This is a genomic window from Nostoc cf. commune SO-36 (assembly GCF_023734775.1).
GTDB lineage: Bacteria > Cyanobacteriota > Cyanobacteriia > Cyanobacteriales > Nostocaceae > Nostoc > Nostoc commune_A.
This window is the reverse complement of sequence record NZ_AP025732.1, coordinates 3,997,146-4,011,701: the sequence shown is the minus strand read 5'-3', so window position 1 is coordinate 4,011,701 and position 14,556 is coordinate 3,997,146. Positions and strand designations below refer to the sequence as shown.

Here is a 14,556-nt window from a genome sequence, read left to right as displayed (position 1 = left end):
TCACTTTTGTAACTGTTAGCTAGCTAACAGAGTTTTTTCTAGAGAAGTCCAACGGAAAACGCGATCGCCACCCCTCTCAATAACTACTTTTACTCGTGGTTCTAGCTGAGGCAAATTCGTTAAATACTCGAGTTCCTCATTAGAAAGAATATGCCCTTCAATAATCCACAAGACCAGCCCCTTTGACTTTGGTGGTAGCTGTTCTAGATGAGAATTGAGAATTGGCGGCAAATAGTATATATGACCTACTGCTGCACCCGTACCATTGCTTTTTTTCCCAAGATGAGGAGGTCTAACTCCATGAATTCTTGTGAGATACGCAGCTACGTCACCTAGTCCTTTAGCAGTAATGTGAAGGGTAGTATAACCAGCTGCGCGTAGTCGGCGCTGATATCGACCTTCATAACCCCCTTCCAGAGGTACATACACTCCAAGAGCGCCAAATTTTTCCAGATCGCGGATTAAACCGTTGCCAGTGGTAATTAGTGCCATAGATTTTCGTCTTATCCCACTTAGATATCTCTATTATTTACCCTGAACCGATAGATTAAAAGCATTTTTTTGGGCATTGGGCATTGGGCATTGGCTATTAATTATTTCTTCCCCAGTCCCCACTCCCGACTCCCTAAAAATAACTTTATAAATTACTGGACAAACATAAATAAATAATTTATATTATTAGATTGTGACCAAAAACGCAAAGTAGTGAACTTCTTAACTGTCATTCTGGGGTAGTGTTAGCATAAAAAACTAACGAATAAATCCAAATTGGATAATCTGACTCAGATTGATCGATAGACTGGTAAACTAGAAAAGCTTTCAGGTCAACATTGGAGCTTAATGTAAGCTCCAGAGTAAGTTTACTCCTGTGCCTCTGAAAAAGTAGGCAAAATCTTAAACAATAGTTTAAGGTATTTAAGGAAGTAAAACTGAGCAGCAATGTTGGTTTCATGGCATTACGTCAGTCTCAGTTAACGGATACTGGGCGGTAAAAACCGCTTAAGTCCAACTGCAACACGGCAGTAGCCAATCTCCGGGAAGCCGTCTTATGGGCGTGTAAAAATCGGAAAACCCGCCGACAGCGCTGCCTCCAGAAAGTGCCAGAGCAATTGCTTGGACGAAAGCATTGCTGCACACAGCTTAAAGCTGTAGCGCCTTGCATTGATTCCAGAAGTTACTCCTTCCCAATGGGAAGGGACTTGTGGCTGTTCTGGTGATCTAGTGAGTGAAGCTAAACAGATTCACCAAGCAGTACGGACACGGTTTGTTGTGTCCGAAAGCATTTGGAGCGGTTTATTGAAGCCATTCCAAATTTCGCAGGCTAACCCAGCCTAAACTGATGCGTACAAAGCGTGTCCTCTAGAGTCCAATTCCAAGGTCAGCAAGTAGAAAGGAGAACCAGTTACTGTGTCTGTAGGTATTCTCGGCACCAAGCTGGGCATGACCCAAATATTTGACGAAGCAGGAGTAGCCATTCCTGTGACAGTCATTCAAGCAGGGCCATGCACCGTTACACAAGTTAAAACGAAACAAACCGACGGTTACTTTGCGATTCAAGTTGGTTATCACGAAGTTAAACCCAAGGCACTAAACAGACCACTACTGGGCCATTTGGCTAAATCATCTGCCCCAGCATTGCGTCACTTAAATGAATATCACACTGATGGCTCTAGTGATTATGCTTTAGGTCAACAGATTAAAGCAGATATTTTTAGCGCAGGTCAAATTGTCGATGTCGTCGGCACAAGTATTGGTCGCGGCTTTGCGGGAAACCAGAAGCGCAACAACTTTGCTCGTGGGCCTATGTCACACGGTTCCAAAAACCACAGAGCGCCGGGTTCTATTGGTGCTGGTACAACACCAGGTCGTGTCTATCCAGGTAAGCGGATGGCAGGGCGTTTAGGTGGTAAACGCATCACAATCCGCAAACTGACCATAGTGCGAGTTGATGCAGAACGCAACATATTGCTAATCAAGGGAGCTATTCCTGGTAAACCAGGCGCTCTAGTAAGTGTTGTACCTGCAAAAGTAGTGGGATAGTCAAAAGTCATTAGTAACTAGTCATTAGTTATTAGTCATTAGTCATTTGTCAATTGGTTCAAGGACAAAGAACAAATGACAAATGGCAAAAGACAAATGGCAAAAGACAAAAGACAAATGACAAATGACAAAGGACAAATAACAAAGATGGTTGAAAGCGTAGTTAAAAATTGGCAAGGAGAACAGGTCGGCGAGACGACCTTCGAGTTGCGCGTTGCCAAGGAAGAAACAGCGTCTCATATTGTGCATCGCGCCTTAGTACGGCAATTGACCAATGCTCGTCAAGGAAATGCCAGTACAAAAACTCGTGCTGAAGTCAGAGGTGGCGGACGTAAACCTTGGAGACAAAAAGGTACTGGTCGCGCTCGTGCAGGCTCTATTCGTTCACCATTGTGGCGTGGTGGTGGTGTGATCTTTGGTCCAAAACCCAGAGACTTCAACCTCAAGTTAAACCGTAAAGAGCGACGTTTAGCACTGCGGACAGCATTTGTAAGTCGCATTGACGATTTAATCGTGGTAGAAGAATTTAGCACTGAGCTTTCTCGCCCCAAGACTAAAGAATTAGTGGCAGCCCTTGCCCGTTGGGGAGTTGTACCAGAAAGCAAGGCACTGTTAATTTTGTCTGAAATTGCGGATACAGATAACGTTTATTTGTCAGCCCGCAATATTGAAAATTTAAAACTAATTGCAGCCGACCAGTTAAACGTTTTTGATTTACTGCACGCTGACAAAATTGTAGTTACGGCATCAGCCCTAGAAAAAATTCAGGAGGTCTACAGTGCCTAGCTTTGACCCCCGCGATCTTGCCGACTTAGTACGTCGCCCAATCGTCACCGAAAAAGCGACCATCTTGATGGAACAAAACAAGTACACCTTTGAAGTAATTCCAAAGGCATCAAAGCCAGAAATCAAGGCTGCGATTGAAGACTTGTTTCAGGTCAAGGTTGTGAAAGTCAACACCACCATACCACCACGTAAAAAGCGGCGCGTTGGTAAATTTATTGGTTATAAACCCCAATATAAGCGAGCCATTGTTACGGTCGCATCTGGGGATGAAGACAAGATTAGACAAGTTCTATTCCCAGAAGTCTAGGAATTTTAGATTTTAGATTTTAGATTTTAGATTGAGGAGTTTACTCAATAAGTGCGTGCCAAAGATGGTCGCAATTAATTAAACACTCATTAAATCAAAAATCCGAAATTCAAAATCCAAAATTAAGTAAATCCAAAATCCAAAATCCAAAATAGATTATGGGTACTCGTTCTTACCGCCCTTATACCCCCAGCACTCGCCAAGTTACAATCTCTGACTTTGCGGAAATTACTAGAACCGAGCCAGAAAAATCCTTAACAACCTCGAAGCATCGCGCTAAAGGTCGGAATAATCACGGGCGGATTACTAGTCGTCGCCGGGGTGGCGGACATAAACAGCTTTATCGGATCATCGATTTTAAAAGGGATAAACATAATATTCCTGCTAAAGTCGCAGCAATTGAATACGATCCTAACCGCAACGCCAGAATTGCCCTTTTGTATTACCAAGACGGCGAAAAACGGTACATTCTTCACCCCAACGGGTTGAAAGTTGGAACAATAATTGTTTCTGGGCCTGATTCTCCCTTTGAGGATGGTAATGCTTTACCGCTCTGGAAGATTCCCTTAGGTACTAGTGTTCACAACGTAGAATTCACACCTGGGAAAGGTGGTCAAATTGTCCGTGCTGCTGGTGCTAGCGCCCAAGTCGTGGCAAAAGAAGGTAATTATGTAACTCTCAAGTTGCCTTCAGGAGAAGTCCGCTTGATTAGACGCGAGTGCTACGCCACTATTGGGCAAGTAGGCAACACCGATGCGAGAAACCTGAGTGCAGGTAAAGCCGGACGAAATCGCTGGAAAGGTCGCCGTCCTAAGGTTAGAGGTAGCGTCATGAACCCAGTGGATCACCCACATGGAGGTGGTGAAGGTAGAGCGCCTATCGGTAGATCGGGGCCTGTTACACCTTGGGGTAAACCCACATTGGGTGCGAAGACACGCAATCGCAAGAAACTTAGCAGCAAGTTGATTGTACGTCGTCGTCGTAAGTCTTCTAAACGCGGTCGCGGTGGTCGTGAATCATAAGAATTTTAGATTTTAGATTTTGGATTTTAGATTGGGTCTACTTGTGAACATTAAAAATTTGTGAAACTCGATCGGACACATAATTATCCAAAATCCGAAATTCTAAATCCTAAATCCTAAATCCTAAATCCAAAATTGAACTATGGGTCGTTCTCTAAAAAAAGGTCCTTTCGTTGCGGATCATCTCTTAAAGAAAATTGAAAAGCTCAACGACAACAACAGAAAAGAAGTTATTAAAACTTGGTCACGAGCTTCGACAATTTTGCCTCTAATGGTAGGTCATACTATCGCTGTTCACAACGGACGCCAACACGTTCCAGTTTTTGTAAATGAACAGATGGTAGGACACAAATTGGGTGAATTTGCCCCAACACGCACCTACAGGGGTCATGGAAAAAGCGACAAAAAAGCGGGTAGGTAGTTATTAGTTATTAGGTCATTAGTCATTAGCTAAAGACAAATGACAAATGACAAATGACAAATGACAAAATTGGAGAAAAAAATTATGGCTACTAATACTACTGAAGTAAAAGCGATCGCTCGTTTTATCCGCATCTCGGCCTATAAAGTGCGTCGGGTACTCGATCAAATCCGCGGGCGATCTTACCGAGAAGCGTTAATCATCCTGGAATTCATGCCCTATCGCGCCACTGAACCCATTTTGAAGGTTCTCAGAAGCGCTGCTGCCAATGCCGAACACAACGCTGGGTTAGATCGGACTCAACTAGTGATTACTCAGGCTTATGCCGATCAAGGGCCGCCGTTAAAGCGGTTCCAACCAAGAGCACAAGGTCGAGCTTACCAAATTCGCAAGCCGACGTGTCATATTACTGTGGCCGTTGCAGCCGCCCCAGAAAAATAAGCACGTTTACACGAATAAATTGCGTAAAGTAAGAAATTTTAGAGGAAGCATTCGTGGGACAGAAGATTCATCCAGTTGGTTTTCGTCTGGGTATTACACATGAACATCAATCCCGTTGGTTTGCTGTTCCTGATCGTTATCCAGAACTTCTACAAGAAGATTACAAACTGCGTCAATATATAGAACAAAAGCTGGGTAGACAGGCTCAAAACAACGCCGGAATTTCGGAAGTACGGATTGAGCGCAAAGCCGACCAAATCGACTTAGAAGTACGCACAGCTAGACCAGGCGTAGTAGTGGGTCGTGGTGGACAAGGTATTGAATCGTTACGTACCGGACTCCAAGGATTGTTGGGTAGTAATCGTCAAATTCGGATCAATGTAGTTGAAGTTCAACGAGTTGATGCTGATGCCTACCTAATTGCTGAATACATTGCTCAACAATTGGAACGTCGGGTTTCCTTTCGGCGGGTAGTGCGGCAATCGATTCAACGCGCCCAACGGGCGGGTGTCCAAGGTATTAAAATCCAAGTTAGCGGTCGCCTCAACGGTGCAGAAATTGCCCGGACAGAGTGGACTCGTGAAGGTAGAGTACCTTTACATACCTTACGGGCTGACATTGACTACTCTTATTGCACAGCAAAAACTGTTTACGGCATTTTGGGTATCAAAGTATGGGTATTTAAGGGAGAAATTATTCCTGGACAGGAACCAGATCCGTTACCACCCGCAACCCGTGATCCCCGTGATCGTGGCGATCGCGATCGGGAACCCCGTCGCCGTCAACAACAACGTCGTCGCCAGCAATTTGAAGACCGCTCAAATGAAGGATAAATCGTCATTAGTTATTACTCATTAGTCATTAGTAAATGGCAGATGACAAATGACAAATGACAAATGACAAATGACAAGTAACAAACAATGTTAAGCCCTAGAAGAACTAAATTCCGCAAACAACAGCGCGGACGGATGGAAGGACTAGCCAGCCGTGGTAGTACCCTCAACTTCGGTGACTTTGCACTCCAAGCGCAAGAACCTGCTTGGATGTACCTCGCGTCAAATCGAGGCTTCCCGTCGGGCAATGACTCGTTATATTCGTCGGGGTGGACAAATCTGGATTCGGATTTTCCCTGATAAACCTGTAACCATGCGTCCTGCTGAAACCCGGATGGGTTCTGGTAAAGGTAATCCAGAGTTTTGGGTAGCTGTAGTCAAGCCAGGACGAATTTTGTTTGAAATCGGTGGGGTTTCTGAAGAAATCGCCCGTGAAGCTATGCGTTTGGCTTCATTTAAACTGCCCATCAAAACTAAATTTATTGTGCGCTCTCAACCACAGGAGCAGGAGTAGCTTATGCCTCTTCCCAAGATTTCAGAAGCTAGAGAATTAAGCGACGAGAAGCTCTCTGATGAAATTGTCGCAATCAAAAGACAACTATTTCAGTTGCGCTTGCAAAAAGCCACCAGACAATTAGAAAAGCCCCATCAATTCCGACAATTGCGCCACCGCCTAGCCCAATTGCTGACGCTAGAAACAGAACGCAAACGGGCAGCAAGTGAATCGGCTAAAGAAAAAAAGTAGGAGATTATGGCAGTTAAAGAACGAGTTGGCTTGGTAGTGAGCGATAAAATGCAAAAAACTGTGGTAGTCGCCATAGAAAACCGCGCTCCTCACCCCAAGTACGGCAAGATTGTGGTTAACACCCAACGATATAAAGTTCACGACGAAGAAAATCAGTGTAAAGTAGGCGATCGCGTTCGCATTCAGGAAACTAGACCCCTGAGTAAAACCAAGCGCTGGAAAATCACAGAAGTCCTGAACGTCAAGCCTGCTTAAACCTCATCGTTGTTAGTTTCTAACAACATTACAAGGGAGAATAATTGTGATTCAACCCCAGACTTACCTGAATGTCGCAGATAATAGCGGCGCCCGCAAACTAATGTGCATCCGCATCTTGGGCGGAGGCAACCGCCGTTATGGTTTTATCGGCGATAAAATTATCGCCGTTGTCAAAGATGCTACACCCAACATGGCTGTTAAAAAGTCTGATGTTGTAGAAGCAGTAATTGTCCGTACTCGTAAAGCTGTATCTCGTGACAGTGGTATGAGCATTCGCTTTGATGATAACGCCGCCGTGATCATCAACAAAGACGGTAATCCCAGAGGTACACGGGTTTTCGGCCCAGTTGCACGGGAACTACGAGATAAAAACTTCACCAAAATTGTTTCTCTGGCTCCGGAGGTGCTTTAATGGCAACCAAACAGGGTACGCCCAAAGTATTCCACAAAATGCACGTCAAAACTGGCGACACCGTACAAGTGATTGCTGGCAAAGACAAAGGAAAAGTTGGTGAAATTATCCAGGCACTTCCCCAACTGAGTAAAGTCATCGTCAAAGGTGTCAACATCAAGACCAAGCACGTCAAACCCCAGCAAGAAGGGGAATCGGGGCGAATTATTACCCAAGAATTCCCGATTCATAGCTCCAACGTGATGCTTTATTCCACCAAGCAAAACGTTGCCAGTCGTGTTTGTTATACCTTTACCTCAGAAGGCAAAAAGGTCAGAAAACTCAAGAAAACTGGCGAGATTCTAGATAAATAGTCATTAGTCATTGGTCATTAGTCATTAGTTATTAGTAAAAAGACAAATAACAAAAGACAAAGGACAAATAACAAAGGACAATAAAAGTTCCCTGACCAAGCCCAGGGATATCAGGACAAAAAACTATGGCGACAACAAGACTCAAAACGTTATATCAAGAGACGATCGTCCCCAAACTGATTAATCAGTTTCAATATACCAACGTTCATCAAGTACCGAAGTTAGTAAAGGTTACGATTAACCGGGGTTTGGGTGAAGCAGCTCAAAATGCGAAGTCACTAGAGGCATCCATCAACGAGATTGCCGTGGTAACTGGTCAAAAACCAGTGGTGACACGGGCGAAAAAGGCGATCGCTGGCTTTAAGATTCGTCAAGGGATGCCTGTGGGGATCATGGTTACTCTCAGAGCCGAACGGATGTATGCCTTTTTCGACAGATTAGTTAGCCTGTCACTACCCAGAATTCGAGATTTTCGCGGCGTTAGCCCTAAAAGCTTTGACGGACGCGGTAACTACACTCTGGGCGTGAGAGAACAGCTAATTTTTCCAGAAGTCGAATACGACAGCATCGATCAAGTACGTGGGATGGATATTTCCATCATCACCACAGCAAAAAACGACGAAGAGGGACGCGCCTTACTTAAAGAATTAGGAATGCCCTTTCGCGATCAATAAGTTCATCTATAGAGGGAACGATGGCGGCTAACGACACAATTGCAGATATGCTGACGCGCATCCGCAATGCCAACCTGGCGCGGCATCAAACTACACAAGTGCCAGCTACAAAAATGACCCGCAGCATTGCCAAAGTGCTACGGGAGGAAGGCTTTATTGCTGAAATCGAAGAAGCAGAAGAAGGGGTAAAACACAACCTAGTGATTTCCCTAAAATATAAAGGTAAGAATCGTCAGCCTCTAATCACCGCCTTAAAGCGAGTGAGTAAGCCAGGCTTGCGTGTTTACTCTAATAGAAAAGAATTACCAAGAGTACTAGGCGGCATTGGCATTGCCATTATTTCTACATCCAGTGGGATTATGACTGACCGCGAAGCGCGTCGTCAAAACTTGGGTGGCGAAGTGCTTTGTTACGTTTGGTAGTCATTGGTCATTAGTGATTTGTCATTAGTCATTGGTCATTTGTCTGAGCAAAGGACAAAAGACAAATAACAAAGGGCAAGTAACAAAGGACAAAGGACAAATAACAAAGGACAAAAAGTAATGTCTCGTATTGGTAAACGTCCAATTACTATTCCCGCCAAAGTTCAAGTGGCGATCGATGGTACGAATATTGTGGTGAAAGGCCCGAAAGGAGAACTTTCTCGCACTCTCAGAGATAATGTCTCACTCTCTCAAGAGGGGGAAATATTACACGTAAATCGTCGGGATGAAACTCGGACATCGAAGCAATTGCACGGCTTAAGCCGCACTTTAGTTGCCAACATGGTCGAGGGAGTTTCCCAAGGTTTTCAGCGCCGTTTGGAAATTCAAGGTGTTGGTTACAGGGCACAACTTCAAGGGCGTAACCTACTTTTAAATATGGGTTATAGCCATCCGGTGCAAATTGAACCACCAGATGGAATTCAGTTTGCCGTAGAAGGTACCACTAACGTCATTGTTAGCGGCTATGACAAAGAAATCGTCGGTAACACAGCCGCCAAAATTCGTGCTGTTCGTCCACCAGAACCTTACAAAGGTAAAGGCATCCGCTATGCCGGTGAAGTGGTCAGACGGAAAGCTGGTAAGACTGGTAAGGGTGGTAAGAAGTAGAAATGAAACTTACTCGTAGAGAATCAAAAAACCGTCGTCATCGACGCGTTCGTGGCAAAGTTGTTGGCTCCCCCGAACGTCCCCGTTTAGCGGTATTTCGTTCTAATGAGCATATTTATGCCCAGATAATTGATGATACTCAGCATCAAACCATCGTGGCAGCATCGACTGTAGAACCAGAGTTGAAATCTAGTTTAGCGTCATGTGCAAACCGAGATGCCTCGGTACAAGTTGGGAAGTTGATCGCAGTGCGATCGCTAGAAAAAGGCATTACCAAAGTAGTCTTTGATCGCGGTGGTAACTTATATCATGGTCGTGTCAAAGCACTAGCTGATGCAGCCCGTGAAGCTGGTTTAGATTTCTAAAGTCATTAGTCATTGAGTCATTAGTCATTAGTCATTGGTCATTAGTGAATAAACAAAGGACAAATGACAAAGGACAAAGGACAAATGACAACTGACAACTGACAAATGACGTTCACCAGAGCATAAATTATGGCAACAGAGCGTAAAAGTAGAACAAAGCGTGCCAAAAAAGAAGAAACCACTTGGCAAGAGCGGGTTATTCAAATCCGCCGCGTAAGTAAAGTGGTCAAAGGTGGTAAAAAACTCAGCTTCCGAGCGATCGTTGTCGTTGGTAACGAACGCGGTCAGGTTGGAGTTGGAGTAGGCAAAGCTTCAGATGTAATTGGCGCCGTCAAAAAAGGCGTAGCCGACGGCAAAAAACACCTCATTGATATCCCAATCACTAAATCCAACTCCATCCCCCATCCCATTGATGGTGTCGGTGGCGGTGCAAAAGTGATTATGCGTCCAGCCGCACCTGGTACTGGGGTAATTGCTGGTGGTGCTGTGCGAACTGTGTTGGAATTAGCAGGGGTTCGTAACGTTTTAGCCAAGCAACTAGGCTCAAACAATCCGCTCAATAATGCTAGAGCCGCAGTTAATGCCTTATCTACACTGCGTACCCTTTCTGAAGTCGCCGAAGATCGCGGTATTCCTATTCAAAATCTCTACATCTAATTTAGTCATTAGTCATTGGTCATGAGTCATTAGTGAATAACAAACGACAAATGACAAATGACAAACGACGAATGACAAACGACAAATGAGAACTTGATAACTTATGAGACTCCATGATGTTAAGCCGCAAAAAGGCTCAAAGAAACGCAAGAAGCGTGTAGCTAGAGGTATTTCTGCCGGTCAAGGCGCTAGTGCCGGTCTAGGTATGCGGGGTCAAAAATCTCGTTCTGGTAGTGGTACCCGACCAGGTTTTGAAGGTGGTCAACAGCCATTGTACCGCCGCTTACCTAAGCTGAAGGGCTTTCCGATTGTTAATCAGAAGATTTACACTACGATTAATGTAGAGAAGCTAGCCTCCCTTCCCGCTAATACGGAAGTAACTTTGACCTCATTGAAAGCCGCAGGTATCCTGACTGCTGTCAAAGGGCCATTGAAAGTTTTAGGTAACGGGGAATTGAGCATTCCGCTCAAGGTACAAGCGGCAGCTTTTACAGTTTCAGCTCGTAGCAAAATTGAGGCAGCTGGTGGTAGTTGTGAAGTCTTATGAGTGAGCCGGAACAGCGCACTTAAATGCAAGCCAACTCGCTGCCAGTGCTTGGTTCACTATAAAGGTAGCACTCTATGATCAGTCGAGATAAAGCCCCAACGGCTCAAGAAACTTTTATGCAGATGGCGCAGGCAGCTGGCCTCAGAGGTAGGCTGCTTGTCACCGTCGGTATTTTAATTTTGGTTCGCCTGGGTATTTTCTTACCCGTCCCAGGCATTGATAGACCGAGATTTGCCGAAGCCATATCGGGCAGTAATTCCATATTCGGCTTATTGGATATATTTTCCGGGCGAGGACTTTCGACTTTGGGAGTCTTTGCTTTAGGAATTTTGCCCTTCATTAATGCGTCTATTATCATCCAATTGCTTACTGCTGCGATTCCAACTTTAGAAAATTTACAGAAAAATGAAGGGGAAGCCGGTCGGCGAAAAATATCGCAAATTACCCGCTACGTCACTGTAATTTGGGCGATTCTGCAAAGTACAGCTTTTTCGGCATTATTCCTCCAGCAATTTGCCTTAAACCCAGGTCCAATCTTCGTAGCTGAAACTGCGATCGCTCTGACTGCTGGTTCGATGTTCGTCATGTGGGCATCAGAACTAATTACAGAACGGGGTATTGGCAACGGAGCATCATTGTTGATTTTTGTCAATATTGTTGCATCATTACCAAAAGCTTTAGGCGATACCATCGACTTGGTGCAAGTCGGCGGTCGGGAAACAGTAGGTCGTGTAATCGTGCTGATCTTAGTTTTCCTAGCAACAATTGTTGGTATTGTGGTTGTGCAAGAAGGAATGCGCCGTATCCCAATTATTTCAGCTCGTCGCCAAGTCGGTCGGAGAGTCTTAGCAGAGCAGCGCAGCTATCTGCCCCTGCGGCTAAACCAAGGCGGCGTAATGCCAATTATTTTTGCTGCTGCCATCCTCAGCTTGCCACTGCTGATCGCCAATTTTACTAAAAATTCCGATTTGGCGAATATAGTTAACACTTATTTGAGTCCAAGCGGTTCTAGCTCCTGGGTCTATGCCTTGGTGTACATGGTTTCCATCATTTTCTTCAGCTACTTTTATTCTTCGTTGATTCTCAACCCAGTAGATGTGGCGCAGAACTTGAAGAAAATGGGTTCTAGTATTCCCGGAATTCGTCCCGGCAAGGCAACTAGCGAGTATATAGAACGAGTGTCCAACCGACTCACTTTTTTGGGTGCGATCTTTTTGGGCTTCGTTGCTATTATCCCCACTGCCGTAGAAAGCGCTTTGAATGTGAAAACTTTCCAGGGGATAGGTGCAACCTCGTTGTTAATTTTAGTTGGTGTGGCAATTGAGACAGCCAAACAAGTCCAAACTTATGTCATCTCTCAGCGCTATGAAGGAATGGTGAAATAATAGTGACGCGATTAATCTTCTTGGGGCCACCTGGAGCGGGTAAAGGAACACAAGCTCAAACCTTGGCTGAACACTTGAATATTCCCCATATTTCTACGGGTGAAATATTAAGACAAGCCATGAAAGAGCAGACTCCTTTAGGAATCAAAGCTCAAAGTTATGTTGATAGCGGCGAGTTAGTACCCGACCAGCTAGTGGAGGACTTGGTACAGGAGCGCCTCAGTCAACCAGATGCCAAAAATGGTTGGATTCTGGATGGATTTCCCCGGAAAGTGACCCAAGCAGCTTTTCTGGAGAAGTTATTGGAAGCAATACATCAAGGTGGCGAAAGGGTAGTCAATCTAGATGCACCAGATGAAATTGTCATCGCACGTTTGCTAGCTAGAGGACGAAAAGATGACACCGAAGAGGTGATTCGTCGTCGTTTAGAAGTATACCGCGCGGAAACTGCACCTTTAATTGATTATTATGGCGATCGCAAAAAACTCCTAACAGTCAATGGCAATCAGTCCCAAGAAGATGTCACTGGTGAACTACAAAAGGTAATCGCTTCCTGAAAACGAGGAGAAGTAGGGAGTAGATAATTCTCGACTCCCCCCTCACTGCCCCCAAGAAGAAGATCAATTTTAGCTAAGATATATTAATAAACTGTTGATATATTTCTTAAAATGTGTTTTTTTGCAGATGAAGCGCTGCAACTGAACACGAAATTGTTGAGTTGAGGAAAAAACAAATTGTCTAAGCAAGATTTGATTGAAATGGAAGGCACGGTTACAGAGTCCTTGCCCAATGCGATGTTTCGCGTTGACTTGGACAATGGCTTTAACGTGTTAGCACACATTTCCGGCAAGATTCGCCGAAATTATATCAAGATTTTGCCCGGCGATCGTGTCAAGGTAGAGTTAACGCCCTATGACTTGACTAAAGGCAGAATTACCTATCGACTACGAAAGAAGTAAGTATATGTAGAGAATTTTACCATAAAACCATTTTTTTGACTGTTTACTAGTCATTTAACTGGATTAATTTCCCTATAAATGCTATAATTTTATATTTGGAGTCAAAAAATAAAAGGCATGAAAGTTAGAGCCTCAGTCAAGAAAATTTGTGAAAAGTGTAACGTGATCAAACGTCGTGGTCGCGTCATGGTGATTTGCGTGAACCCCAAGCACAAGCAACGTCAAGGATAACACTCTTACCAACAGAGTGAGTTGTAACACGCATATCATCATTAAAACGAAAAGACGCGATTAATCACGTTTTTCCAACCAACAGTAATTGCGAGAACAATAGGGAGAGTTCATTGTGGCACGTATTGCCGGAGTAGACCTTCCACGCGATAAGCGCGTCGAGATCGGTCTGACTTACATCTACGGAATTGGGTTATCACGCGCTCAAGAAATTATAGCGGCAACTGGTGTAAACCCAGACACCCGCGTTAAGGACTTAAGTGATGCCGATGTGACAGCCCTACGAGGGGAAATAGAAAGCAACTATCAAGTTGAAGGCGACTTGCGGCGCTTGGAGTCTTTGAACATCAAGCGCTTAGTTGACATTGGTACCTACAGAGGTCGTCGTCATCGCATGGGCTTACCAGTCAGAGGCCAAAGAACTCGCACCAATGCCAGAACCCGTAGAGGCAGAAGGCAGACAGTAGCAGGGAAGAAGAAGGCTCCAGGGAAATAATTTTGCAACGCTTGCTAATCCGAGCAAGTTTTACCTTAAATCAACTAAACAAGTATGGCGAGACAACCAACTAAAAAAACCGGGAGCAAGAAGCAGAAACGGAATGTACCCAGTGGAATGGCCTACATCCAGTCTACTTTCAACAATAGCATTGTCACCATTACCGATCAAAACGGAGATGTCATCTCCTGGGCTAGCGCTGGTTCTAGCGGTTTTAAGGGAGCAAAAAAGGGAACTCCCTTTGCAGCGCAAACCGCAGCTGAAAGTGCAGCCCGCCGAGCTATCGATCAAGGAATGCGCCAAATTGAGGTAATGGTCAGTGGGCCAGGAGCAGGTAGAGAAACCGCTATCCGGGCGCTTCAAGGAGCAGGACTGGAAATTACACTCATTCGGGATATTACCCCGATTCCTCACAATGGTTGTCGTCCACCCAAGCGCCGTCGAGTTTAAATACTAAGACTTGGGCAGTGAGGGCAAAAAGTGACAGCCAGCAATGACCGCTTGAGCGTCTAACGTCCAAACTGTCATTGAGT

At 44.8% G+C, this 14,556-nt stretch carries 25 protein-coding genes and 1 pseudogene; 25 read left to right on the top strand and 1 reads right to left on the bottom strand.

Translation table 11 applies throughout. The features are described 5' to 3' along the window. Positions 1-15: 15 nt before the first annotated feature. Positions 16-492 carry an NAD(P)H-quinone oxidoreductase subunit N gene (gene ndhN / locus ANSO36C_RS18115; protein WP_251955672.1) on the bottom strand — a complete coding sequence of 159 codons (477 nt, stop codon included), beginning with the start codon at positions 490-492 and terminating at the stop codon, positions 16-18. Positions 493-1,161: 669 nt separating this feature from the next. Between ndhN and ANSO36C_RS18110 the strand changes: the two genes are divergently transcribed. The 25 genes and pseudogenes from ANSO36C_RS18110 (at position 1,162) to rpsK (ending at position 14,473) form a co-directional block, all read left to right on the top strand. Then, positions 1,162-1,335: a hypothetical protein gene (locus ANSO36C_RS18110; RefSeq protein WP_251955671.1), complete on the top strand. Its 174-nt coding sequence runs from the start codon at positions 1,162-1,164 to the stop codon at positions 1,333-1,335. Between the two features lie 72 nt (positions 1,336-1,407). Continuing rightward, on the top strand, positions 1,408-2,040 hold the full coding sequence (gene rplC, locus ANSO36C_RS18105; RefSeq protein ID WP_251955670.1) for a 50S ribosomal protein L3: 633 nt from the start codon (positions 1,408-1,410) through the stop codon (positions 2,038-2,040). A gap of 147 nt (positions 2,041-2,187) precedes the next feature. Continuing rightward, positions 2,188-2,826 (top strand): 50S ribosomal protein L4, encoded by a 639-nt coding sequence (rplD, locus tag ANSO36C_RS18100; RefSeq protein WP_069070797.1) that lies wholly within the window; start codon positions 2,188-2,190, stop codon positions 2,824-2,826. After that, positions 2,819-3,133: a 50S ribosomal protein L23 gene (locus tag ANSO36C_RS18095; RefSeq protein ID WP_251955669.1), complete on the top strand. Its 315-nt coding sequence runs from the start codon at positions 2,819-2,821 to the stop codon at positions 3,131-3,133. Before rplD ends, ANSO36C_RS18095 begins: the two co-directional genes overlap by 8 nt. A 158-nt stretch (positions 3,134-3,291) precedes the next feature. Further along, on the top strand, positions 3,292-4,155 hold the full coding sequence (gene rplB, locus ANSO36C_RS18090) for a 50S ribosomal protein L2 (protein WP_094349090.1): 864 nt from the start codon (positions 3,292-3,294) through the stop codon (positions 4,153-4,155). A gap of 142 nt (positions 4,156-4,297) precedes the next feature. Then, entirely contained in the window at positions 4,298-4,576 is a 279-nt protein-coding gene (rpsS, locus tag ANSO36C_RS18085; protein WP_012410721.1) for a 30S ribosomal protein S19, read from the top strand. Positions 4,577-4,660: 84 nt separating this feature from the next. Further along, a complete protein-coding gene (rplV, locus tag ANSO36C_RS18080; protein ID WP_069070777.1) occupies positions 4,661-5,017 on the top strand; it encodes a 50S ribosomal protein L22 in 357 nt (118 codons plus the stop codon). Positions 5,018-5,070: 53 nt separating this feature from the next. Beyond that, positions 5,071-5,850 (top strand): 30S ribosomal protein S3, encoded by a 780-nt coding sequence (gene rpsC / locus ANSO36C_RS18075; RefSeq protein WP_251955668.1) that lies wholly within the window; start codon positions 5,071-5,073, stop codon positions 5,848-5,850. Between the two features lie 87 nt (positions 5,851-5,937). Next, positions 5,938-6,364, top strand: a pseudogene (gene rplP / locus ANSO36C_RS18070) (50S ribosomal protein L16). A 3-nt stretch (positions 6,365-6,367) separates the two neighbouring features. Further along, positions 6,368-6,595 (top strand): 50S ribosomal protein L29, encoded by a 228-nt coding sequence (gene rpmC / locus ANSO36C_RS18065; protein ID WP_251955667.1) that lies wholly within the window; start codon positions 6,368-6,370, stop codon positions 6,593-6,595. Positions 6,596-6,601: 6 nt separating this feature from the next. Beyond that, positions 6,602-6,850 carry a 30S ribosomal protein S17 gene (gene rpsQ / locus ANSO36C_RS18060; protein ID WP_069070773.1) on the top strand — a complete coding sequence of 83 codons (249 nt, stop codon included), beginning with the start codon at positions 6,602-6,604 and terminating at the stop codon, positions 6,848-6,850. A gap of 46 nt (positions 6,851-6,896) precedes the next feature. Further along, complete coding sequence (gene rplN, locus ANSO36C_RS18055; RefSeq protein WP_069070772.1) at positions 6,897-7,265, top strand: 50S ribosomal protein L14; 369 nt, start codon at positions 6,897-6,899, stop codon at positions 7,263-7,265. After that, on the top strand, positions 7,265-7,618 hold the full coding sequence (gene rplX, locus ANSO36C_RS18050; RefSeq protein WP_118167584.1) for a 50S ribosomal protein L24: 354 nt from the start codon (positions 7,265-7,267) through the stop codon (positions 7,616-7,618). Before rplN ends, rplX begins: the two co-directional genes overlap by 1 nt. A gap of 125 nt (positions 7,619-7,743) precedes the next feature. Further along, positions 7,744-8,292, top strand: coding sequence for a 50S ribosomal protein L5 (rplE, locus tag ANSO36C_RS18045; RefSeq protein ID WP_104906405.1), 549 nt, complete (start codon positions 7,744-7,746; stop codon positions 8,290-8,292). Between the two features lie 20 nt (positions 8,293-8,312). After that, the gene (gene rpsH / locus ANSO36C_RS18040; protein ID WP_012410712.1) at positions 8,313-8,714 is read left to right on the top strand and encodes a 30S ribosomal protein S8; all 402 of its coding nucleotides are present in this window, start codon (positions 8,313-8,315) and stop codon (positions 8,712-8,714) included. A 120-nt stretch (positions 8,715-8,834) separates the two neighbouring features. After that, positions 8,835-9,383 (top strand): 50S ribosomal protein L6, encoded by a 549-nt coding sequence (rplF, locus tag ANSO36C_RS18035; protein ID WP_251955666.1) that lies wholly within the window; start codon positions 8,835-8,837, stop codon positions 9,381-9,383. Positions 9,384-9,385: 2 nt separating this feature from the next. Beyond that, positions 9,386-9,748, top strand: a complete 363-nt coding sequence (gene rplR, locus ANSO36C_RS18030; RefSeq protein WP_118167587.1) for a 50S ribosomal protein L18 — start codon at positions 9,386-9,388, stop codon at positions 9,746-9,748. Between the two features lie 129 nt (positions 9,749-9,877). Further along, entirely contained in the window at positions 9,878-10,405 is a 528-nt protein-coding gene (gene rpsE, locus ANSO36C_RS18025; RefSeq protein ID WP_012410709.1) for a 30S ribosomal protein S5, read from the top strand. Between the two features lie 103 nt (positions 10,406-10,508). Further along, a complete protein-coding gene (rplO, locus tag ANSO36C_RS18020; RefSeq protein WP_069070765.1) occupies positions 10,509-10,952 on the top strand; it encodes a 50S ribosomal protein L15 in 444 nt (147 codons plus the stop codon). A gap of 74 nt (positions 10,953-11,026) precedes the next feature. Continuing rightward, positions 11,027-12,337: a preprotein translocase subunit SecY gene (gene secY / locus ANSO36C_RS18015; protein ID WP_251955665.1), complete on the top strand. Its 1,311-nt coding sequence runs from the start codon at positions 11,027-11,029 to the stop codon at positions 12,335-12,337. Between the two features lie 2 nt (positions 12,338-12,339). Continuing rightward, on the top strand, positions 12,340-12,894 hold the full coding sequence (locus ANSO36C_RS18010) for an adenylate kinase (protein ID WP_251955664.1): 555 nt from the start codon (positions 12,340-12,342) through the stop codon (positions 12,892-12,894). 177 nt (positions 12,895-13,071) lie between these two features. Further along, the gene (infA, locus tag ANSO36C_RS18005; protein WP_006276978.1) at positions 13,072-13,296 is read left to right on the top strand and encodes a translation initiation factor IF-1; all 225 of its coding nucleotides are present in this window, start codon (positions 13,072-13,074) and stop codon (positions 13,294-13,296) included. 117 nt (positions 13,297-13,413) lie between these two features. Beyond that, positions 13,414-13,527: a 50S ribosomal protein L36 gene (gene rpmJ / locus ANSO36C_RS18000; RefSeq protein WP_015129703.1), complete on the top strand. Its 114-nt coding sequence runs from the start codon at positions 13,414-13,416 to the stop codon at positions 13,525-13,527. Positions 13,528-13,642: 115 nt separating this feature from the next. Then, positions 13,643-14,023, top strand: coding sequence for a 30S ribosomal protein S13 (rpsM, locus tag ANSO36C_RS17995; protein ID WP_012410704.1), 381 nt, complete (start codon positions 13,643-13,645; stop codon positions 14,021-14,023). 54 nt (positions 14,024-14,077) lie between these two features. After that, positions 14,078-14,473, top strand: a complete 396-nt coding sequence (rpsK, locus tag ANSO36C_RS17990; protein WP_069070761.1) for a 30S ribosomal protein S11 — start codon at positions 14,078-14,080, stop codon at positions 14,471-14,473. The last annotated feature ends 83 nt before the right edge of the window (positions 14,474-14,556 follow it).